Origin of the sequence: Emticicia oligotrophica DSM 17448 (genome assembly GCF_000263195.1) — a bacterium.
Classification (GTDB): domain Bacteria; phylum Bacteroidota; class Bacteroidia; order Cytophagales; family Spirosomataceae; genus Emticicia; species Emticicia oligotrophica.
The window spans coordinates 2,810,979-2,832,783 of record NC_018748.1; the positions used below are offsets into that span (position 1 = coordinate 2,810,979).

At 36.0% G+C, this 21,805-nt stretch carries 16 protein-coding genes; 6 read left to right on the forward strand and 10 right to left on the reverse strand.

Features of this window, described 5'->3' with window-relative positions:
• Positions 1–15: 15 nt before the first annotated feature.
• On the forward strand, positions 16–1,089 hold the full coding sequence (locus EMTOL_RS11615; RefSeq protein ID WP_015029481.1) for a M48 family metallopeptidase: 1,074 nt from the start codon (positions 16–18) through the stop codon (positions 1,087–1,089).
• 63 nt (positions 1,090–1,152) lie between these two features.
• Here EMTOL_RS11615 and EMTOL_RS11620 read toward each other — a convergent pair whose 3' ends face one another.
• A complete protein-coding gene (locus tag EMTOL_RS11620; RefSeq protein WP_015029482.1) occupies positions 1,153–1,545 on the reverse strand; it encodes a winged helix-turn-helix transcriptional regulator in 393 nt (130 codons plus the stop codon).
• 128 nt (positions 1,546–1,673) lie between these two features.
• On the opposite strand from EMTOL_RS11620, the gene EMTOL_RS11625 reads away from it, so the two are divergent.
• Together EMTOL_RS11625 and EMTOL_RS11630 are read left to right on the forward strand one after the other, a co-directional pair.
• On the forward strand, positions 1,674–2,537 hold the full coding sequence (locus EMTOL_RS11625; protein WP_041693536.1) for an SDR family oxidoreductase: 864 nt from the start codon (positions 1,674–1,676) through the stop codon (positions 2,535–2,537).
• Positions 2,538–2,588: 51 nt separating this feature from the next.
• Positions 2,589–3,482, forward strand: a complete 894-nt coding sequence (locus tag EMTOL_RS11630) for a dioxygenase family protein (RefSeq protein WP_015029484.1) — start codon at positions 2,589–2,591, stop codon at positions 3,480–3,482.
• Between the two features lie 70 nt (positions 3,483–3,552).
• Here the strand turns inward: EMTOL_RS11630 and EMTOL_RS11635 are convergent, their stop codons facing one another.
• The 5 genes from EMTOL_RS11635 to crtD all read right to left on the reverse strand — a co-directional run bounded on the left by EMTOL_RS11635 (position 3,553) and on the right by crtD (position 11,415).
• Positions 3,553–6,681, reverse strand: coding sequence for an efflux RND transporter permease subunit (locus tag EMTOL_RS11635; protein ID WP_015029485.1), 3,129 nt, complete (start codon positions 6,679–6,681; stop codon positions 3,553–3,555).
• 177 nt (positions 6,682–6,858) lie between these two features.
• Complete coding sequence (locus EMTOL_RS11640) at positions 6,859–7,914, reverse strand: efflux RND transporter periplasmic adaptor subunit (protein ID WP_015029486.1); 1,056 nt, start codon at positions 7,912–7,914, stop codon at positions 6,859–6,861.
• A 13-nt stretch (positions 7,915–7,927) separates the two neighbouring features.
• A complete protein-coding gene (locus tag EMTOL_RS11645) occupies positions 7,928–9,268 on the reverse strand; it encodes a TolC family protein (RefSeq protein ID WP_015029487.1) in 1,341 nt (446 codons plus the stop codon).
• A gap of 77 nt (positions 9,269–9,345) precedes the next feature.
• Complete coding sequence (locus tag EMTOL_RS11650; protein ID WP_015029488.1) at positions 9,346–9,777, reverse strand: MarR family winged helix-turn-helix transcriptional regulator; 432 nt, start codon at positions 9,775–9,777, stop codon at positions 9,346–9,348.
• A 180-nt stretch (positions 9,778–9,957) separates the two neighbouring features.
• Positions 9,958–11,415, reverse strand: a complete 1,458-nt coding sequence (gene crtD / locus EMTOL_RS11655) for a 1-hydroxycarotenoid 3,4-desaturase CrtD (protein WP_015029489.1) — start codon at positions 11,413–11,415, stop codon at positions 9,958–9,960.
• A 203-nt stretch (positions 11,416–11,618) separates the two neighbouring features.
• Between crtD and EMTOL_RS11660 the strand changes: the two genes are divergently transcribed.
• Positions 11,619–12,782, forward strand: coding sequence for a sigma-54-dependent transcriptional regulator (locus tag EMTOL_RS11660; RefSeq protein WP_015029490.1), 1,164 nt, complete (start codon positions 11,619–11,621; stop codon positions 12,780–12,782).
• Positions 12,783–12,851: 69 nt separating this feature from the next.
• On the opposite strand, the gene EMTOL_RS21815 is transcribed toward EMTOL_RS11660, so the two are convergent.
• From EMTOL_RS21815 to EMTOL_RS11675, 3 genes are all read right to left on the reverse strand, one after another.
• Positions 12,852–13,268: a Rieske 2Fe-2S domain-containing protein gene (locus EMTOL_RS21815; protein ID WP_015029491.1), complete on the reverse strand. Its 417-nt coding sequence runs from the start codon at positions 13,266–13,268 to the stop codon at positions 12,852–12,854.
• A 177-nt stretch (positions 13,269–13,445) separates the two neighbouring features.
• Complete coding sequence (locus tag EMTOL_RS11670; RefSeq protein ID WP_015029492.1) at positions 13,446–14,603, reverse strand: AIR synthase-related protein; 1,158 nt, start codon at positions 14,601–14,603, stop codon at positions 13,446–13,448.
• Between the two features lie 122 nt (positions 14,604–14,725).
• The gene (locus EMTOL_RS11675) at positions 14,726–15,526 is read right to left on the reverse strand and encodes a cyanophycinase (protein WP_305953225.1); all 801 of its coding nucleotides are present in this window, start codon (positions 15,524–15,526) and stop codon (positions 14,726–14,728) included.
• A gap of 70 nt (positions 15,527–15,596) precedes the next feature.
• Between EMTOL_RS11675 and EMTOL_RS11680 the strand changes: the two genes are divergently transcribed.
• The gene (locus tag EMTOL_RS11680; protein ID WP_015029494.1) at positions 15,597–16,670 is read left to right on the forward strand and encodes a glycoside hydrolase family 130 protein; all 1,074 of its coding nucleotides are present in this window, start codon (positions 15,597–15,599) and stop codon (positions 16,668–16,670) included.
• A 245-nt stretch (positions 16,671–16,915) separates the two neighbouring features.
• Here the strand turns inward: EMTOL_RS11680 and argH are convergent, their stop codons facing one another.
• Complete coding sequence (gene argH / locus EMTOL_RS11685) at positions 16,916–18,271, reverse strand: argininosuccinate lyase (RefSeq protein ID WP_015029495.1); 1,356 nt, start codon at positions 18,269–18,271, stop codon at positions 16,916–16,918.
• Between the two features lie 940 nt (positions 18,272–19,211).
• On the opposite strand from argH, the gene EMTOL_RS11690 reads away from it, so the two are divergent.
• Entirely contained in the window at positions 19,212–21,770 is a 2,559-nt protein-coding gene (locus tag EMTOL_RS11690; RefSeq protein WP_015029496.1) for an OmpA family protein, read from the forward strand.
• Positions 21,771–21,805 lie beyond the last annotated feature (35 nt).

Below are 21,805 nucleotides of genomic sequence, written 5' to 3' on the forward strand. Positions count from 1 at the left end.
TAAAATACTATAATCATGGAATACGTAGCAATATATTACGATGGTAAAACCAGCCAACCCTACGAAGCTCAAGTGAATTTCGTAGGAGATAGGTTGATTATTAAGTACGGGAATGGAGAGGTAGAATGGCAGATACCTAAAATTGAATATAGTTCATTTACGGGAAAAGGGAAAACGATGCTACAATACGGAGACTTTCCGCATCAATACCTTGAATTTTTGTTAGATTCTCCTTTAAACAAAGCACTAGAAAACTATTTGCCTAAACGCCGAGAGGGATTTTGGGCATTTGCTAATGAATTGGCAGGAGCGGGTTTTAGGGGTTTATTAATTACGATAGCAATTTTTGTAGCTATTACTGTGGGTTTTTACTTCTTGTTGTTACCTAAAATTGCTGAATATGTTGCTGCTCAGATTCCAGTTGAGACCGAAGTTGAGTTAGGAAAACAGTTTTATGATAGTTTTGTTGGCGGAAAAGAAATTGACCAAGAACGAACCAAACAACTACAAATATTTGCTAAGAAAATAGATTTCCAGACTAAATATCCGCTCAAATTTACGGTAGTAAAGGATAAACAAATAAATGCTTTTGCTTTACCTGGCGGCAATGTAGTAGTATTTGATGCCATTCTTGAGAAAATTAAAACGCCTGAAGAATTAGCCGCTTTGCTATCGCACGAAGTAACTCACGTGAAAGAACGCCATTCTTTAAAAGGGCTTTCGAGAAGTTTGGCTGGTTCGATGGTGGTTTCGGTGATTGTTGGTGATATGAATTCAATCGGGAATATCATGGTGAGCCAAGCCAATAATATTTATGAATTGGGTTTTACTCGCGAGATGGAAAAAGAAGCAGATTTAGAAGGACTCGAAATCATGTTTCATAATAAACTTGACCCCAAAGGCATGACTAGACTTATGGAACGCCTGCATGAAGAAGAAAAAAAATATGGCGTTGATAAAATGCCCGCATATCTAAATTCGCACCCAATGACCAAAGAACGCATTGATTATATCAATAAAGAATCAAAAGGGCATAAGGGAGAAAAAAATAAGGAGTTAGAAGAAATTTGGAGGAAAATTGAAAAATAATGTAGACGACACACCTGCAAAATCTTATCGAATACAGGTGTGTCATACTTTTTGATAAAAATATTAAACCGCTTCTTTTTTTTCCTGAAAAACGGGTAGTAATTGTACCATATTAGCTTCACGGTGTTGCAAGCCCCAAGTAATCATCGCTTCTAAAACACTGCTTAATTGCTTCCCAGATTCAGTCAATTCGTATTCTACCGTTACAGGTGTGGTATTGTAAACACTTCTACTAATAATTCCGTTGGCTTCTAAATCTTTTAGTTCTTGTGAGAGCATTCGGGGGGTAATTTTTGTAATTTCTCGCTCAATTTCCTTGAAACGTTTCTTCCCAAATAATAAAGTGCCAATAATTGGCATTTTCCATTTCCCTTGAAAAGCGTTGAGTGTATCTTGAATAGCCAATACGTAAGAAACTGGACATTTCTTTACATTTTCTAATTTTAGTATCTGCATCTTGTTGATTATTAGAGTACTATACTTTTTGATACTACTATACAAAAGTATACTGATATATTTTATATAGCTAAGTTAATATACTTTTGTGCCATCGAAAACAAATTATTAACAAAAATTTTAAAGATATGATATTGGTAACAGGTGGAACCGGACAACTAGGTGGTTTAGTAGTAGAAAATCTATTGAAAAAAATGCCAGCAAGTGAATTAGCGGTATTGGTAAGAGATGCCAGTAAAGCGACAGATTTAAAAGTAAAAGGTGTAGATGTAAGAGTAGGAACATATTTTGATAAGGAATCATTAACAAAAGCTTTTGAAGGTGTTGAAAAAGTACTGTTGGTTTCCTCTAATGATTTTAATGAACGTTTAGGACAGCATAAAAATGTAGTTGATGCTGCAAAAGCTGCTGGAGTTCAACATATTTTTTATACAGGTGTAACACTAAAAAATATTGAAACTTCACCTTTGAAACCACTTTTAGGAGACCATTACCAAACTGAAGATTATATCAAGGTGAGCGGACTTACTTACACTTTCTTACAAAATAGTCTTTATCAGGAGGTAATCCCAATGTTTGCTGGGCCAACTGCTCTCGAAACTGGTATCTTCTTTGCAGGTGGTGAAGGAAAAGTTGCTTTTGCTTCACGAATAGATTTAGCCGAAGCAACTGCCAATATTCTTGCTTCAACAGGCCACGAAAATAAAACTTACAATCTGACAGGGGCCGAAGCTCATTCGTTTGCTGATATTGCTGCTGAGTTATCGAATCTTTCGGGAAAAACGGTAGGGTATGTAAGTCCAGAATCAGAAGCTTTTGAAGCTTCACTCAAACAATTTGGTTTGCCAGAAGGAATTGTTATTATGTCGGTTTTATTTGCAGCTGGGATTAAAAATGGAGATTTTGATGTTACTTATTCTGCTTTAGAAGAATTTTTGGGTCGTAAGCCAACAGATTTAAAAACTTTTTTGAAGGTGGCTTATGGAGTTTAAAATACTTCTCGAAGTTTTATTAACTTTGAATACCTGAAAATTTAGAAAATCATGGAACGGAAAGAGTTTCTGCAATCAATTTTATCACTCTCGGCAATGGGAACACTCAGTAGCTTCAAGCAATTTACCGATACCTTACCAACACAAAGCAAACGAATGCCAGTGTTGTTTACCTCACATGGAAATCCAATGGATATTCCTTTATCAAAAGAAGATCGTCCATTTTGGAATGCACTATTTCATTTGGGTAATGAATTACAAAAAAAATATGAGGTAAAAGCAGCTTTGGTGGTATCGGCACACTGGTGTTCGCGTGGAACCTTTGTGAATATCTCGCCTGAGCAGCAACAAATTTATGATTACTATGGTTTTCCCAAACATTATTACGACCCGAAGTATCACGCTAAAGGTGCACCAGAAATTGCAAAAGAAGTAACAAAAATTATCCCGTCAGTACATGAAACTACCGAATGGGGGCTCGATCATGGTGCTTGGCCAATGTTGATGCACTTATTTCCGAAGGCTAATATTCCTGTTTTTCAGATGAGTATTAGTTATTACGAATCGCCTCAATATCATTATGAATTAGGTAAACAATTAAAATCTCTTCGTGAAAAGGGGGTTTTAATCATCGGAAGTGGCTCTTTGATTCATAATCTGCAAATTTTAGGTGAAAAGTTTCGTACTGGTGATATGACTCCTTTTGGATGGGAGCCCGAATATGATGCTTGGATAAAAAAACAAATTGATGAGCGTAGTTTTATGAATGTGGTTAATTATGAAACAAGCCACAAATTAGGCAAACTAGCAGCTCCAACTCCTGACCACTTTGTGCCTGTACTTTATAGTTTAGGCCTAATAGACCCTAAAGATGAGTTGAAGTATTTTTATGAAGGAAAGCCAAATTTACCAGCTTTTAGTGAACGCAGTTTTATTTTGGCTTAAGAATATATCTTTAAATAAAAAAGTCGAGGGCATGGCTCTCGACTTTTCTGTTTATATCAATCTTAAATGCTTACTCGTGTACAAGTTCGGCGGTTTTCTTAGCCTTCTTTTTGTTTGATAGTTTTAGTATTCGATTCTTCAATGATTCGATAATCATATACATAGAAGGTACTAAGAAAAGTGTAAGAAGGAGTGAACTCGTAAGTCCACCGATAATTACCCACGCCATTCCATTTTTTACTTCTGCACCTGAGCCGGAAGCCAATGCAATTGGTAACATACCTGCAATCATGGCTATGGTTGTCATGAGAATTGGACGCAAACGCTCTTTACCAGCCTCAATAAGAGCTTCTTTGACCGAAAGTCCTTCAGCTTTTAAGTGATTGGTAAAATCTACAATTAGAATACCGTTTTTAGCTACTAAGCCCAAGAGCATGATTAGACCAACGATGGCAAAAATAGTAAGTGATTCCATAGTTAGTGCAAGTGCCAATAAAGCACCAATCAAAGCCACTGGAATAGAGAATAATACCACAAATGGATAAACCACACTTTCGTAGAGGGCCACCATGATGAGATAAACCAATAGAATACCTAGTCCGAATGCTAATCCTAAACTACCAAAGGCATCTTTTTGGCGTTGGGCTTCTCCTTGAAATTCAATTGTAATGCCATCGGGAATTTTAAGTTTGGCAATTTCCTTTTCAATATCAGCTACAATTGTACCCGTTGGACGACCTACGGATGAAGCCGTAACTTTGATTGAATTCATTCGGTCAGAACGCTCAAGTACTGCTTGACCAACAACCTCTGAAATATCGGCTATCTCGTTAAGTTTTACGATGCTTCCACGATTTGTTCTTAAAGTAAGTGCTCGGATGTTTTCAATCGAGCGTCTATCTGACTTTTCCAACGAAATATTGATAGGATATTCTTCTCCTTCTTGTTTGAATTTCGATAGGTCGTTTCCTCTGAATGCCAACTGAATAGCTCCACCAACTTCAGGAACACTTAAACCAGCTTGAGCGATTTTCTCACGATTTAATTGAATGGCAATTTCGGTTTTAGGACTTTTCGTACTAAATTCTACGTAATCGGTTCCGGGAGTTTTACGGACAATATTCTTAACCGATTGAGCAAACTCTCGGATTTGCTTCATATCAACACCCTTCACGGCAATCTGAATAGGTGCTTCACTATTACCAGTGATATTAGCGGGACGAATGACTACTTTTACCCCCGGAATCTGTGAGATTTCGTTACGAACCATGTCACCAAATTTATCTGATGAAATGCTGCGTTTTTCTTTGTCAACAAGTGTTACCGCAATTTCAGAAATATTTGAGTTTGAATTTCCTGAACCCATTGCACCAGTTTGAGTACCTACATTGGCAAAAACTTTAGTAACTTCTGGTTTTTGAAGTAATAACTGCTCTACTTGGCGAGTCATGAGGTTGGTTTGGTTCAATGGCGTTTGAGGCGACATTTCGAGCTGAATGGTCAATTCTCCACGGTCACCAGCACCTGTAAAAGCAGTACCAATAAAGCCAGCAGGTAATAGAGCAATTGAACCACAGAATAGGGCAAAAATTACTAATAATACCCAACGTTTATGGTTTAATGCCCAAGATAACATTCGGCCATATTCATCTCTTAAATTATTGAGGAAATTCTCAAAAGCAAGGTTGATTTTACCCCAAAGACTTGATTTACTCAAAATCTCAACCTTGCCCCATCTTGATGCCAAAAGTGGAGTAAGTGTAAAAGAAACCAATAAACTCATGAGGGTTGAGAATACTACAACTAAAGAAAATTCACGTAGGATATTGCCAATCAAGCCGCCACTCATAGATAAAGGTAGGAAAACCACCACATCGACAAGCGTAATGGCAAGGGCAGTAAAACCAATTTCGTTTCTACCATCAAGAGCCGCTTGCACCTTATTCTTACCCATTTCGAGGTAGCGATAGATATTCTCTAAAACCACAATACTATCATCAACCAAGATACCTACTACCAATGAAAGTCCCATGAGGGTCATTAGGTTGAGCGAGAAGCCAAAAACATACATCAGAATGAATGTTGGTATCATGGCCGAAGGAATGGCAACCAATACGAACATTGAGCTTCGGAAACTGTGTAAAAAGAACAACATTACGCCTGCTACAATTACAATAGCCAAGAACAAATCATGTACTACGGCGTCGGCTGAGGCAAGTGTATAAATCGATTGGTCGGCCGCAATTTCGTAGTTGAAGTTTTTAGAGGCATAAGATTGCTTAATTTTCTGTAATGTTTCTTTGACTGATTTACTCACATTTACAGCATTCGCATCTGCTTGCTTTACAATTTCAATACCAATACCAGCCTTTCCATTATTTCGATTAATGGTTTTAGATTCCGTTTGACCATCTGTAATATTAGCAATGTCTTTTAATAAAACTCTGCTTCCATCATTATTTTGTCGAATAATAAGGTTACGAAGTTCATCTACCTTTATAAGTTTCGCATCTAATCTGATTGACGTACGATTATCATTGCTTAATACGCTACCTGCTGGAAACGAACTATTGCTATTGGCAATGGTTTGATTTACTTGGGCAGATGAAATATTGTAGGCTTGTAATTTAGTATTATCAAGATTTACTTGAATTTCACGCTCATTTCCACCGATTAATCTAACTGTACCTACACCTGCTACATTTGAGAGAATAGGCTTTATTTTTTGCTCGATTAAATCATACAAAGCTGGTTCCGACATATTGGCCGAAGCACTTATTCTAAGTACAGGAATTTCATCAGTATTAAAACGATTGACTACGGGGTCATCGGCATCATCAGGTAATGTCGATTTTATTTGATTTATTTTACGTTCGGCATCTCGCTGTGCATCAAGTGTGTTGATACCTGCTTTAAGCTGAACAGTTACGATAGAAATCCCTTCTGATGAAGTAGAAGCAATCTTATCTACACCCTCGATGGCCGAAATGGCTTCTTCGATGGGTTTGGTGAGGGTATTCTGGATTTCATCAGAAGAAGCACCACGATATACGGTTTGAACCATGATTACGTTGGCTTCGAACTTTGGCAAAAGATTGTAATTCAATTGCTTATAGCTAATCGCACCAAACAAAATCAGCGTTACGAAAAATACCGTAATCAGCAATGGGCGTTTGATTGATATTTCGGTTATTGACATTTTTTTAATAGTTATTTGTTGATTAGTTACTGGTCTACTGAGAAACTGCTTATTTGTTTATTTCTTAAAAGTTACTGGTTGAGTGCATGATTTTTAAAATTTATATTAAATCACAAATTCCCTCATAATTAATTTACCAGTAACAAATCCACTATTAACCAGTAGACCAATAACCAATTACTTATTTGATGTTTTTACAATACTACTGCCATCTGTTAGGTTTATTTGGCCACTGATTACTACCTCTTCACCTGCTACTAAACCACCCACAACTTCAATGTTTTCTCCGATTTCTCGACCGACAGTAATTTTTCTAATTTTTGCTACATTATTCTCAGCAACATATACATAAGGATTTTTTATGCCTTCAACCAAAGCTAATTTTGGTATTTGTAATACACGAGCTTTACCGCCTAAATCAAATGCTACCATTACGTAAGTGCCAGCTTTAAGTTCGTTGGTATTGAGTTGTAGTTCTACGCGATAATTATGATTTTCATCACCTTTCGGAGAGATAAACTTCACATTTCCTGTAAAGTTTTTTGTTGGAAACACATCAGTAGTTATACTTGCTTTCTGCCCTAAACGTAATTGATAAACATCTTTTTCGTTGACGAATACCACTGCTTTTAAGTGTGCATCATCTACAACCGTTGCGATTACCGTTCCAGGACTTACAAATTCACCAGCCATTAATTTACGAGAAGTAACAATCCCACTGATTGGAGAAATAATGTTACCATCGGTAATTTGTTGTTTTACTTGCTCAATCTGGATACGTGTATTTTCAATATCGTATTTTCCGTTTACTACACTCAATTCTGTACCCGCATTACCTTTAAAAAGGTCTTCGTTTCTTTGTAAATCTCTTTCTAATTTGGCAAGTGTTAGCTCATTTGCTTTCAAATTCAACTGTTTGAGTCGAGAATCTAATGTTCCGATAACTTGTCCTTTGGCCACTCTTGAACCAACTTCAATGGCAAGTTTTTCTATTTTTCCTTGAATACCTACTGCAATAGTGGCTTCACTATTAAGTTCTAAGTTGGCAGGTAAAACTACTTTTCCGTCAAAATCTTGGTAAGCAACTGGCGTTGTAGCCACCGAAACTGGAATTTTCGTGCGGTCAACAACTACTTTATTGGCGTCTATTTTTTTCTTGTTTCTGGCAAGAGTAAAGCCGATAGCTCCCAATACCGCAACAACTGATATGATAATGATGATTGACTTTTTCATTGAAATATTTTTATTAAAACTGATTGATGTAATTTTTTAGATTTCCTTTCGATTTTTCGTATTCGAGGCGTGTGCTTAAAAAGTTGATAAGCGAATTCATATAATTACTCTGTGCTTCTTTGTAAGAATAATCGGCATTGAGTAAGTCAGAAAGTGTTGAAATCCCTTTTTGGTATTCAAATGTGCTGCTTTCAAATACTTCTTTAGCGAAGTTTAAATTCTCTTTATTAATTTTTAAGTCGGATTGTGATTTTAGCAGGAGAGAGGCTGAATTTTGAAATGCTAACTGCATACTTTCGGTGCTTAGCTTCAAATTTGTGCGTGCATTTAATAGGCTAATTTCGCTTTGTTTAAGCTGGCTATTTTTACGATAACCACTAAAAATTGGCACGTTTACTTTCAAGCCGACCGAAGAATAATCGAACCAATTAGTAAACGATTTACCGAAGTCATTGCCAAAACTCTGTGCTCCGTAGCGTCCGTATGCCGAAACGGTTGGTAAAAAAGCAGCTTGCTTACGCTTTACGTCAATTTCCTGAAGTGCGATGCTATTACTTTGTACTCGGTAGTCAATTATGTTATTTACATCCAGCGAGTTCTCTCTGATTAACTGTGTGAAACTTTCATAATTAATACTTTCATTAATACTTATTTCTTCGCTCAATGGCATACCTATTACATTTTTCAAGCGATTCAATGAAACTTCTTTATTGGCCTGAATGATTGATTTTTGAGCAAGAATATTATTAAGTGTTGATTGCGTGCGGTCTAAATCAGTTTTCTTGATGACCCCTTTTTCTAATCTTAATTTTAAGATATTAACCAATTCACGATACTTCTTCTCATTTTCGAGGGTAAGTTTCTCTTGCTCTAAATAAACAAGTACTTGAAAGTAAGCATTCGCCGTATTATAAATAAGATTTTCTTGTGTTTGCTCTTTTTTGAGGGCCGCTAACTGATTGTTCGGTTCTGCTGCTTTCAAACCTAATAGCATAGATTTATCATAAATCACTTGGTCAACTTGGGCAGCAGCATTGGTATTATACTGATTACCAAACTGGATACGAATTTCAGTTGGACTAAACGCACCCGCAGGAATAACCGAAACCTGACGTTTTAAATTATCATCAAAGCCTATATTGGCATTTACTTGTGGTAAATAGCCCGATAATGCTTCTCTCTCTTTTTCTTTCGCTGCCAAAATTTCATTGTTGGCAATCGTATTACTTAAATGATTCTTGAGTGCATAATCAACACATCCTTTGAGCGAAAGCTGTGTAGCATTGCCTTGAGCATTGGCTGTAAGGGTACTGATTTGCCAAATCATGTAAATAAACAGACTCGTTTTTTTCATTGGTATCTAAATTGAATTTTTCTTTGAAAAAGTTGATTTTAATATAGTTGATTTATCAACTATCTGGGTAAAAAATTTTACCCGCCAGCGTTTTCTTTGAGTTTTGTTAATACTTGTTTAAATATTAGTAGCTCGGCATCCGAAACACCTTTTAATATTGTATTGGCCATTTTGTCTAATGCTATTTTGCAATTATCTAATTTTTGAATGCCCGATTCGGTAAGTACAATGTATTTTTTTCTGCGGTCTTGGGCATCATTTACACGTTGTACGAAACCTCTTGCCTCCATTTGGTCAATGTGTCGCATAATTCCCGATTTATCTAGTTGCATAATTTCGGCTAATTCTGCTTGAATTGAATCTTCTTTTGAGGCGATAATTTTAAGTAAATGATATTGTTCTGGAGAAATCTCCAAACCGCTTTTGTCAAATTCTAAGGCAGTTGCTTTGTGTAAAGCTCGAATAGTACTACCAAAAACGAATTGAAGTGAATCTTTATCTAATTCCATGAAAGTTGACTTTGATATTGTTGATTAATCAACTAATTGGTCATTAAAAAAGTTTCTATGATTCCTGAAAAAATAGATAAAATAAAAACAATTATGTTTAAACTTTGAAAAGTACAGAAATGAATAAGTATGGACTTCTGTTGAATCCCTGAAAAACAATCAAACCATCTATCTTAATGACTATTCAATCAAATCTGCAACTATCTTTGCAGAAGACAAAGCCAACGGGATTCCTCCTCCGGGATGAACACTTCCACCGACAAAATATAGATTTTTAATTTCAGAAGAGAAATTGGCATGTCTTAAAAATGCGGCAAACTTATTATTCGAACTATTGCCATATAATGCTCCTTGTGCCGAAGAAGTGCGTAATTCGATGGTTCTTGGGTCTAGAATTGATTCGTTTTCAATTAATTCACCAATATTCACACCTAAATTTTTGCTCAATTTATTAATAATATTTTGGCGAGTTGAAGCAATTATTTTTTCCCAATCTTGCCCCTCATTGGCAGGAGCGTTGATTAGCAAAAACCAATTTTCACAACCTTCAGGAGCATCATCAGCTTTGCATTTAGAGGTAATATTAAGATAAATCGTAGGGTCGTGATAAATTGTCTTTTTTTGAAATTGGTGTTCAAATTCGGCTTTGTAGTTATTCGAAAAGAATATATTGTGTAAGCCTAATTGAGCAAATTGTTGTTTAATTCCCCAATAGAAAATCAAGCCAGAACCACTTTTTGCCTGATTTAAAATCTTGTCAGGATGCTTTACTTTAGGAAGTAACTTACGGTAGGTAGGCGTTACATCCATATTCGAGACGACTTTATCGAAGGCAAGTTCGTGGTTGTTTACCCTTATTTTTTTTGCCGAACTATTTTCAATAATAATTTCTTCAACTTTTACCCCAAAATTGAATTTCACACCCAAATCTTTAGCTAAATCGACCAAACTTTGGGTGATACCATACATGCCATTTTTAGGAAAAAAAGCTCCAACATTATATTCCAAATGTGGAATAATATTAAGCGTCGCTGGAGTTTGATAAGGGTCAGAACCATTGTAAGTTGCATAACGGTTAAATAATTGAACGGCCTTTTCAGTTTTAAAAAACCGTTCATTGGCTCTATTCATAGTGCCAAAAATGCCCATTTTAGGCAAATTCCAGTAACCTCTGAATGCTTTTTTTGAGGTCCAAGTCGATACTTTATGAAGAGAATCTTCTAAAAAAAGGCCACTCAAAACTTCATATTTAAAAGCGGCATCTTTTAAAAATTTGATTATATTTTGTGCTGGTTCGCCAAGTTTGTATTCTGCTTCCTGAGCAAAAGCTTCAATATCGGCCGAAACGCTAAGTCTAGTTCCATCATCCCAAAAATATTTACAAACTTCGGGTAATTTGAAATATTGGAAATAGTTTTCAGGATTTTTGCCTGAAAGTTCAAATAGTTCAGTCACAAACTGCGGCATCGTAAACAGCGAAGGCCCAGCATCAAAGCGGTATTCTCCTTGCTGAAATTCGCTTAATTTTCCCCCGGCATAGTCGTTGGCCTCAAATACTTCCACCGAGTATCCTTTATTAGCCAATCTGATGGCTGTTGCGATGCCTCCGATACCCGCTCCTATAATTGCTGCTTTCATTGCAAATACGATTTCTTAGTTTTATCATAACAACACGCGTCAGCGGTTTAGTGTTAAGAAAATTCCTAAAAATATATACCTAGAGCTTTTTTAAATATTAAAAATATCAGTGATGTTGAGATTTTTTCATTATTTTGCGTCACAATTAAAATTTCCCCTTAAATCATAAAATCAATTAAGCTCACTAAGAGTAAAACCAAGCAATGGCAAAATTATTGATTGTTGATGACGAAAAAAGTATTCGAGATGCCCTTCGTGACATTCTAGAATATGAAGAGTACGAAGTAGATGAAGCAAAAGATGGAGAAGAGGGCCTCGAAATGGTGCTAAAAACACAATATGATGTTGCTCTTTGTGATATCAAGATGCCCAAATTAGATGGTCTAGAAATGCTGTTGAAAGCCAAAGAAGAAGGGGTAATGACCCAATTTGTTATGATTTCGGCTTTTGGCAATGTTGAAAATGCAGTAGAAGCCACTAAACGTGGTGCCTTTGACTTCATTACGAAACCACCTGATTTGAATCGTTTGCTGGTTACTGTACGCAACGCCATCGAAAAGAGCAAAGACGTTGAAGTAATCAAAGTACTCAAACGCAGAATTTATAAAATTAACGAAATCGTTGGAGAATCAGACCTTATTAGAAAGGTTAAAGAAACCATTGATAGAGTAGCACCAACAGAAGCTCGTGTGCTTATCACTGGACCAAATGGTTCGGGTAAGGAAATGGTTGCTAAGCAAATTCATGAGAAAAGTAATAGATGTAATCAGCCTTCGATTGAGGTAAACTGTGCGGCTATACCTTCTGAATTAATTGAAAGTGAACTCTTTGGCCACGAAAAAGGGGCATTTACTTCGGCGATAAAACAACGTATCGGTAAATTTGAACAAGCCGATGGCGGTACACTTTTCTTAGATGAAATTGGCGATATGAGCCTTTCTGCCCAAGCAAAAGTGCTTCGTGCTTTACAAGAAAGTAAGATTACACGTGTGGGTGGTGATAAGGAAATAAAGATAAATGTGCGTGTGATTGCGGCTACAAATAAAGATTTGCGTAAAGAAATTGCCGAAGGTAACTTCCGTGAAGACTTATTCCACCGCTTGAATGTCATTCCGATTCATGTTCCTGCTTTGACTGACCGTAAAGATGATATTCCGTTATTAGCAGAGAAGTTTTTGTGCGATGTGGCTGATGAGTATGGCGATAATCCGAAAGAATTTGCTCCCGAAGCAATGGAATATATGAAAAGCCTCCCTTGGACAGGAAACGTGCGTGAATTACGCAACGTAGTTGAGCGATTGGTCATTATGTGTGGACCAACTATTACACTCGATGATGTGAAAATGTATGCAGGTGGCGGTTTCTGATTTTATTTAAAGTAATTAGTAATATAACGTCGGCAAGGCTCAAAACTTTGCCGACGTTTTTTGTGCTTCTTAAGCAATACTCAAAGTAGTACCCGACAAGGTAACTGTATAGGCTGTAATGCTTCCATTGCCAACCCCCGTACCATTAGTTTTAAAATACCAATCATGTGCGGTGCACTGAAATTGACCTTTTGCGGAATTATAAACTATTTGGTCTTTCTTTTCATGTGGGCAAGTACGAGCAATGGCAACAAACGCTGAACTTGTATTGCCTGAGGCGATTCGAGCTAAAACTACGCCATTTGTTTTGATGTACCCACCAACATTATTAAGGGCGGTAGTGGTAGATAAATCTACTGTAAAAGCAGAAATTGGGGTGACAGTATCCGTACCTCCGCATGAGGTAAGTGCAGCCATTAATGCAGCACCACTAAAACCAATTTGCATCAAAAAATCTTTGCGTGAGATAGCCTCTGAATTCTTCATAAATAGAATCTTTTAAAGTGAATAATAGAAAATTTGTAAAGAATCTATCTATAAGAAAATGCGGTTTAATAAATAAATAGGTTTTGTAATTCTAAGGACGAAAAAAAAGGAAGTGCAAGTTGCACTTCCTTTGCTATATTCAAATAAATTTAGAAAAATTCTTAATGAAGGTCTTGATTAGTAGGTAAATTCACCAAATTCGCTATTGATGCTTACCTTCTTACTTTGTGCAGCTTCAACTCGACCAATTATTTGAGCTTCGATGCCAAAAGAATTAGCTATTTCGATAACTCTTTGAGCATATGCTTCTTCGAGATAAACCTCAAGTCTGTGGCCCATGTTAAATACTTTATACATCTCTTGCCATGAAGTTCCACTTTGTTCGTGAATAAGTTTAAACAAGGGTGGAATTGGAAAGAGATTATCCTTAATTACGTGTAAGTTTTCGATAAAATGTAAGACTTTTGTTTGAGCCCCACCACTGCAATGAACCATGCCATGAATATGCTGACGAAGTTCGGCCAAAAATGCTTTCGCAACTGGAGCGTACGTACGCGTAGGTGAGAGGATAAGTTTTCCTACATTAACACCTGCAATTTCTTCTGTTAGAAGTTTAGCTCCACTATAAACTAAATCTTTATTGATTTCCCCATCAAAACTTTCTGGATATTTTTCTGCGTAAATTTTACCTAAAACATCATGGCGAGCTGAAGTCAGACCATTACTCCCCATACCTCCGTTGTAGGCAGTTTCGTAGTTTGATTGTCCATAAGATGCTAAGCCAACAATCACATCCCCAGCCTTGATATTGTCGTTTGAGATAACATCTGAGCGTTTCATGCGGGCAATAATGGTGCTGTTTACGGCAATTGTACGAACTAAATCTCCTACATCAGCTGTTTCCCCACCAGTACTGTAAATTTCCACACCATGACTACGAAGCATTTCTAAACATTCTTCGGTACCGTTGATAATTTCAGCAATGACTTCTCCCGGAATTTTATTTTTATTACGGTCGATACTTGATGAAATAAGCATCGGGCCAACGGCTCCTACGCAAATTAAATCATCGGTATTCATCACAATCGAGTCTTGTGCAATGCCACGCCAAACCGAAATATCACCCGTTTCTTTCCAATATAAATATGCCAATGAAGTTTTTGTTCCAGCACCATCGGCATGCATGATATTACAATATTCGGCATCTCCACCTAATGTATCGGGTGAAATTTTGCAAAATGCTTTTGGAAAAAGACCTTTGTCGAGTTTTTCGATGGCTTTATGCACATCTTCTTTTGCAGCCGAAACTCCACGCTGCATATAACGGTCAGTCATTTTTTATCTAATAATTGAGCTACAAAGGTAAGGCTTAATTAAGAATTAAGAATTAAGAATTAAGAAATTTCTCGAAAAAGAATGAAAATTAGTGATAATTTGTGCGTTTTTGCTTAAAAACACTACCTCTTCTTTCGTTTTTTCAAATTGTATTTTTCTCCTTTTTCGAGTATAATAAACTTCATTTCTTTGGCTTGTTTGGTTGTTTCAAAAATCATCACTTGACTTTCGCCCAATACTTCTGCATTTCGATTATCTTGTACCCAAAGGGCTGTATTTTCATCAATACCAATACCTAATAAAGTAGGATTTTGAAAAATTAAACCAATAAGTCTATTTTGTCTTTGGCGTTTAATAAAATGTTGGTCAACGATGATTTCATTCATTAAGCCGAGCCCTTTTTTAGTTTCTACTTTTGTTCCATCAATTACTTTAAAATCACCTTCGCCTGTAATCATAATTTCCGACATAATGGCAGTTCCAGCACTTGTTCCAGCAAAAACCACTTGATTATTATAGCGTTCGTGCATCGCTTTAAAAAGTTCTTCATCTTTCAACACATCCATGATTCGATTTTGGTCTCCTCCACAAAAGAAAACCCCCTTAGCGGCTTTGAGTTGATTTAAAAGTAAAGCTTTACTTTCAGTGGTAAGAGGTGCCAAAGGAGCTTTTTCAACCACAATTTTTGAAAGAACTCCAATCTCATTTTTAATATTGGAATAAGCAGCTTCTTGCTCGCCACTCGCCCACGGAATCACCAATATATTTCCTTTTTCATTGCCGCTTAGTTCGATAAATTTTGTGAGAATATCAGGCGTGCGTTTGCCGCCCCCAATCATTATAAGTTGTTTTTGGGCGAATAATAAATTTGAACAAATAAGGGTAAGTAGAAATATTTGAAATGACTTTTGGATATTTTTCATAAGCGTAGTTTTTGATAATTTATCTATATCTTTGGGCTGAAAATTCAACCAAAAATATTCATACAAACCTATGAAAAAATACTTTGTTCTACTCGCTGTTTTAGCAATTTCGTGTAAAAATAAAACCGAGCAAAGCTGGCAGCTTACGCCATTCATAAAGGCTGATGTAGAAAACCCAATTTTATTACCTAATGATACAACCACATTTAATGACCCTATTTTACAGAAAAGCATAAACTGGGAAGCCAAAGATGTGTATAATCCTTCAGCCGTTGTACGCGATGGTAAAGTGTATATGCTTTATCGTGCAGAAGATACCCTTAAAGTTGTAGATGGTACCTCTCGTCTGGGTTTGGCAGTAAGCGAAGATGGGGTTCATTTCAAGCGTCAAACAAAGCCAGTTTTCTATCCTGATAATGATTTCATGAAAAAATATGAGTATCCGGGTGGCTGCGAAGACCCTCGTTTGGTAGAAACCGAAGATGGGAAGTATATCTTAACTTATACCGCGTATGATGGAAAAACGGCACGTTTATGTGTGGCTTCGTCGACTGATTTACAAACATGGAAAAAAGAAGGCTTAGCTTTTAAGGAGCCTAAAAATGAAATGCTTTGGTCGAAATCAGGAGCTATCATTTGTAAGCAAATAGGAGATAAGTTTGTGGCCACAAAAATCAAAGGGAAATATTGGATGTATTGGGGAGACACCAATTTATTTTTAGCAAGTTCGGATAACTTAATTGATTGGAAGATTCTTGAAGATGAAACGGGTAAGCCTAAACCAATTGTAAAACCCCGTGATGATAACTTTGATAGTTGGTTAGTTGAGTCGGGTCCAGCAGCTTTTATCAAAGATGAAGGTATATTTTTGATTTATAATAGTGCCAATAAAGGTTTTCAGAACAAAAGTACTGATACCAAAAATGCTTATCGTGCAGGGCAAGTGTTGTTTGATAAAAATGACCCAACTAAAATCCTTGACCGTTCGAAAACATTTTTCTTTGAACCCGATAAACCGTACGAATTAACAGGGCAAGTAAACAATGTGGTTTTTGTAGAAGGATTAGTTCATTTCAAGAAGCAGTGGTACTTATACTACGGTACGGCCGATTCTAAAATTGCATTAGCAGTATGTTATAAGTGAAGTCATAAAGTTCGAAAGAATGAATTGGATAGTTTATAATTATCAATAGAAATTAATTTATTGCCATTAGTTCTAACTGATAGGTACTTTTCAACTAACAAACTTGACTTTAGTCAAACAATTTATTTAGATTAAAGTCAAGTTTGTGTTGATTTTACTAGATTCCATCAGTTAAAACTGACGGCAAGGTAAAACTGATGGCAATGTAGGGCAATGAGTTTCTTTCGGAAAGACTCCTGTTTTAATTATTTCCAGTTTACTAATTTATCTAAAGCTTCATCAACTTTTTCAAAACCAAAACCAGATAATGTTTCTTTCATTAATCTGCTAATTTCATCATTGCAAAGATTACCAATACTACCTTCAAGAGTATGGTTCAAATCACGCGATGCTACGTAAGTTCCTCCAAATACTTCATCTTTTACTTGTAAGTAGGCATCACGGAAAGGTAAACCTTGCATTACTAATTCGTTTACTCGTTCAACCGAGAAAATTGGGTCGTATTTTTCATCGGCTAATAAGTTTGGTTTTACCTGAATATTAGAAACCATAAAATGGGCAATATCCAAACACTCAAAAACTTGGTCGAAGGCAGGCATTAAGATTTCCTTCAAAATTTGCATATCTCTATGATACCCACTTGGTAAGTTGCTTGTCACGAATGCCAATTCAGTAGGCAAACCTTTTAGTCGATTGGTTTTAGCTCTGAGTAATTCTGCCACATCCGGATTTTTCTTGTGCGGCATAATACTGCTGCCCGTCGTAAGTTCGTCGGGTAAAGTCAAGAAATTGAAGTTCTGAGAATTATATAAACACACATCCATTGCCATTCTTGAAAGGGTATTGGCTAATGAAGTAAGTGCCGAAAGAACAACATACTCACTTTTACCACGAGTCATCTGAGCATAAACAACATTGTAATTAAGTTCATCGAAGCCTAAAAGTTTTGTTGTGAGTGTTCTATTTAATGGAAATGAGCTACCATACCCCGCACCCGAACCTAGCGGGTTTTTATTGACAACTTTATAGGCCGATTGCATGACGATGGTATCGTCTATTAAACTTTCAGCATAAGCTCCAAACCACAAACCAAATGAAGAAGGCATGGCAATTTGGAGATGTGTATAGCCTGGTAATAAATCATGTTTGTGTTTATTGCTCAGTTCGACCAATTTCGTAAACAATGTATTTATTTTTTCAACGACAACGCGTACCTGATGACGCATAAAAAGCTTTAGGTCAACTAAAACTTGGTCATTACGAGAGCGGCCACTATGTATTTTTTTTCCAGCATCTCCCAGTGTTTGTGTCAATAGCCATTCAACTTGTGAGTGAACATCCTCTATACCATCTTCGATTAGAAATTTACCCTCTAATATATCATTGTATATTTTTCGACATTCCTTCAATATACGCTCTAATTCATTGTTTTTGAGTAATCCAATACTTTCTAGCATGATGGCATGTGCCATTGAGCCGAGTATATCAAATTCTGCTAGATACAAGTCCATTTCGCGGTCTTGTCCAACAGTAAATTTTTCAATCCGAAGAGCAGCCTCTTTCCCAGATTTATTTATGCTTTCCTTTTGCCAGAGCTTCACTTATGTATTTGTTTTATTGTGCTACAAAATAACGGCGATTTTCCATGAAAATAAAGATGTTGCCATGTATTTTATAAATATATATCCGCTTACTAATTTTTTAGCATGATTTTTGTTTAATTTATTACTGATGATTGAGTGTCAATGAAGATATTTTAGCAAAGACGAGAAAGGTTTGAGTAGTCACCTTCTTGAAGTATTAAAAAGCTTCATCCAATAAAACTAGCATAGATTTAAAATAGTGCAACGGGTATTGGCAAAAAATAAGCCACTTAACATTAGTGTTTAAAAGTTCTATGGAATGTGAAAGACAGATAATATTTAATTATTTATTAAATAAGTATTGCTAGAGCAGCGTTTTATAAAGTTTTAAACTGAAACAATTACTATTGAGTGTACTTTACAAAAGCAGTAAACTTTATGTTTATTGCTTTGTCATTTGGGCTTTATGCCCAAATGACATCTTTTACTTATATACAAATTTTTGTATTTAAGTTAAAATCTTAATTATCTTTTGCCCAATTTTGAGCGATTTTGAATAGAAATTTTGAAATTATAAAGAGACCCTCGCTGTAAAAACTGATGGCATTCAGATGACACTCAAATAATAAAAAGATTAGTTTTGCAGAAAATGTAAAATAATATCAGCAAAATTAGCATTGATAAATTTTTTGATATCTAGAGTTTAAAAATTTGTGGTAACATCTTTACAATTTCGCAAATTTTTAAACTTTTTCCTAAGCCATTAAAAATTCTAGCCTGACTAATTATAAATAACCAACTTCAATTCTGCTTAAAATAGGTATTTCAATAACCCTCTGCATTTGAATTGATCGGTTGGTTATCAATTCAATAAATAAATATTAAAATTATTATAATAGTTAAAGGCATGGTTTTTGACAAAGGCTTATGTCTAATTTAAAACAGTAATCTTCAAGTAATGCCAAAAAGGATAATCATAAGTTTGATATATCTCATAACATTTACTTTTGCTTCTGTGGCCCAAAGTTCTTCAAAGGTTTTTCAAAAAGCGAATACCCAATTCGAAACTTTAGGCTATGCGAAAGCAATTGAATTGTATGAAATAGCATTGAGAAAGCCAAAGGGTGCTACTGATGAGGAAATTCTAAAGGCAAAATTAAATTTAGCATTAAGTTATAAGTTAGTAAAGGATTATCAAAATGCCGAACGGGTATATCGAGAAACTTTAAGTGCAAATCCAGTACTCAAGGGGGAAGATATTAAAGCCTACCGACATTTTGCTCAAGTACTTACCAGTAATAGTAAGTTTTTGGAGGCAAATCAAAACTGGCAAAAGTTTAATGAATTGCAGGAACAAGATAAAAGAGGAATCGAATTTATCAAACTCAACAGCAACCGCGAAGCATTAGAACGTAATGTTGGTAGTTATAAAATCGAATACGTAGGTATCAATTCAAGTAGTGCTGATTTTAGCCCTGTTTATTATAAAAAAGGCTTAGTATTTGTTTCAGGTCGAACCGAAAACTCACAAATACGACGTGTTTTTAATTGGGATGCTTCTTCTTTCCTTGATTTATTTTATCTCGAAGACCTTAAAGCACTTGGAACAGAATCGGGGGCTTCTGCTATTGGTTCAAGTAGCCAAATGGTTACTCAAAAAAATGCCCAGCCTTCAAAAAAACTTGGAACCGACTATTACACGCCACCTACAGCCAACGATGCTAAAACTGTGGGTCGTAAGGGAACCGAATATATTACAGGAAGTAAGTACCTAGATTACGAAGAAGAGCCTTCAATTCAAACCGAAAAATTTAGCAAGAATCTCAATTCGAAATATCATGAAGGTCCGTGTGCTTTTTTCCATGATGGAATGAAAATTGTTTTTACCAGAAATACACTAATTGGGAGTGGAGGCGTTTTGGGTCCGAAGAAGAACGGAGCAATCAGTCGGTTGAAGCTTTATACAGCTGACTATGAAAATAATGATTGGCGTAAGATAAAAGAAATTCCATTCAATAGTAATGATTATTCTTGTGCCCACCCAACCCTCACTATCGATGATAAAACCATGTATTTTGTTTCGGATATGCCGGGGGGATATGGTGGTACTGATATTTGGATGACTCGATATGAGAACGACGAATGGTCAAAGCCACAGAATTTAGGGGGTAGTATCAACACACGAGGAAATGAAATGTTTCCATTTGTTGATGAAAGAGGAAATCTCTATTTTTCATCTGATGGCCACCCAGGTTTGGGCGATTTAGATATTTTCTTTGTTCCGATGAGTACGGCGGCTGGTATGCCAAGTGGAAAGGTTAGAAATTTAGGAGCTCCACTCAATTCGAGTAGAGATGATTTTGGAATTATTACTGATAGTGAACGCCGAACAGGATTTATTAGTAGTAATCGAAAACGTGGCGGAATAGATGATGATATCTATAAATTTACCCGCCTTGGCACCCTCTATGGTTGTAGGGAAGTGGTTGTAAATATTTTCGATAATGATACCAAAAAGCCATTTGATAAAATAAGGTTTGAATATGAAATTAAAGACAATGTAACTACCAGAGAAAGTGCTATAACAAATGATATTGGTACGATAAAACTTTGCTTAGAAGCTGATAACGACTTTATTTTTTTAATAAAACAAAATGGTTATCAAGCGGAAAGTATTAGTTTCTCTAACAAAGATGCCTCAGATTATGAGGTTTCAAAGTTGGATATTTATTTGAAAAAAGAAATAATTATAGAGAGAAGTAAACTAGATAAGAAAGTAGAAAAAGTTGATTCTGTGAGTGAAACCTTGGTTTCTCGCAGAAACGATAATATAAGTTCAAGCATTTTTAGAGGTGTCGTTACCGCAGGGAAAGATAGTACGCCAATTGCTGGTGTTCGTGTAAGATTTATCAATCAATGCACTGGTATTGCTCAAGAAATGACTACAGGTGCCGATGGTTCCTATGAGTTCAAACGTGAACTTAATTGTGATTATGTTTTAGAGTCTTTCAAAGAAAACTTCGGAAAATCTTCAGAAACGATTCCCAAAATTGAAGAAAAACGTAGTATCATAACAAGTATTTTCAAGAAAAAGAAACCAGTAGTACCTGCCACGGGTTCGTTTTTTGATACGAAACTGTATAAAGTTGGCGATATAGTAAAACTGGATAATATCTATTATGATTCTGATAGTTATAAGATTCGAAGTGATGCTGCACGTGAATTAGAGAAATTAGTACGAACTATGCAGAGAAATCCGAATATGATTATTGAAATTCGTTCACATACCGATACCCGCGGGAATGCTCTTGATAATCTCATGCTTTCACAACGAAGAGTCAATGAGGTAGTCGATTATTTAGCAGATAAAGGTATTGCTCGTGCACGCATGCGTGGGGTAGGAAAAGGAGAATCCGAACCCGTAAATTCATGTGGTGATGGTGTACAATGTACAGAAGCAGAGCATCAAAGAAACCGCCGAACTGAGTTTAAAATTATTTCGATTGAAAGAAAGTAGAAAAAGTAAAATAGTGAAAATTTAAAAGGCATCAA

What these genes read in the sequence shown, in the direction of transcription:
- EMTOL_RS11680 (WP_015029494.1), top strand. Translation starts at nt 15,597, where the DNA reads ATGAAAAAATACTTTGTTCTACTCGCTGTTTTAGCAATTTCGTGTAAA.
- EMTOL_RS11660 (WP_015029490.1), top strand. Translation starts at nt 11,619, where the DNA reads ATGGCAAAATTATTGATTGTTGATGACGAAAAAAGTATTCGAGATGCC.
- EMTOL_RS11675 (WP_305953225.1), bottom strand. Translation starts at nt 15,526, where the DNA reads ATGAAAAATATCCAAAAGTCATTTCAAATATTTCTACTTACCCTTATT.
- EMTOL_RS11650 (WP_015029488.1), bottom strand. Translation starts at nt 9,777, where the DNA reads ATGGAATTAGATAAAGATTCACTTCAATTCGTTTTTGGTAGTACTATT.
- EMTOL_RS11620 (WP_015029482.1), bottom strand. Translation starts at nt 1,545, where the DNA reads ATGCAGATACTAAAATTAGAAAATGTAAAGAAATGTCCAGTTTCTTAC.
- EMTOL_RS11635 (WP_015029485.1), bottom strand. Translation starts at nt 6,681, where the DNA reads ATGTCAATAACCGAAATATCAATCAAACGCCCATTGCTGATTACGGTA.
- crtD (WP_015029489.1), bottom strand. Translation starts at nt 11,415, where the DNA reads ATGAAAGCAGCAATTATAGGAGCGGGTATCGGAGGCATCGCAACAGCC.
- EMTOL_RS11645 (WP_015029487.1), bottom strand. Translation starts at nt 9,268, where the DNA reads ATGAAAAAAACGAGTCTGTTTATTTACATGATTTGGCAAATCAGTACC.
- EMTOL_RS21815 (WP_015029491.1), bottom strand. Translation starts at nt 13,268, where the DNA reads ATGAAGAATTCAGAGGCTATCTCACGCAAAGATTTTTTGATGCAAATT.
- EMTOL_RS11670 (WP_015029492.1), bottom strand. Translation starts at nt 14,603, where the DNA reads ATGACTGACCGTTATATGCAGCGTGGAGTTTCGGCTGCAAAAGAAGAT.
- EMTOL_RS11690 (WP_015029496.1), top strand. Translation starts at nt 19,212, where the DNA reads ATGCCAAAAAGGATAATCATAAGTTTGATATATCTCATAACATTTACT.
- EMTOL_RS11615 (WP_015029481.1), top strand. Translation starts at nt 16, where the DNA reads ATGGAATACGTAGCAATATATTACGATGGTAAAACCAGCCAACCCTAC.
- EMTOL_RS11640 (WP_015029486.1), bottom strand. Translation starts at nt 7,914, where the DNA reads ATGAAAAAGTCAATCATCATTATCATATCAGTTGTTGCGGTATTGGGA.
- EMTOL_RS11625 (WP_041693536.1), top strand. Translation starts at nt 1,674, where the DNA reads ATGATATTGGTAACAGGTGGAACCGGACAACTAGGTGGTTTAGTAGTA.
- EMTOL_RS11630 (WP_015029484.1), top strand. Translation starts at nt 2,589, where the DNA reads ATGGAACGGAAAGAGTTTCTGCAATCAATTTTATCACTCTCGGCAATG.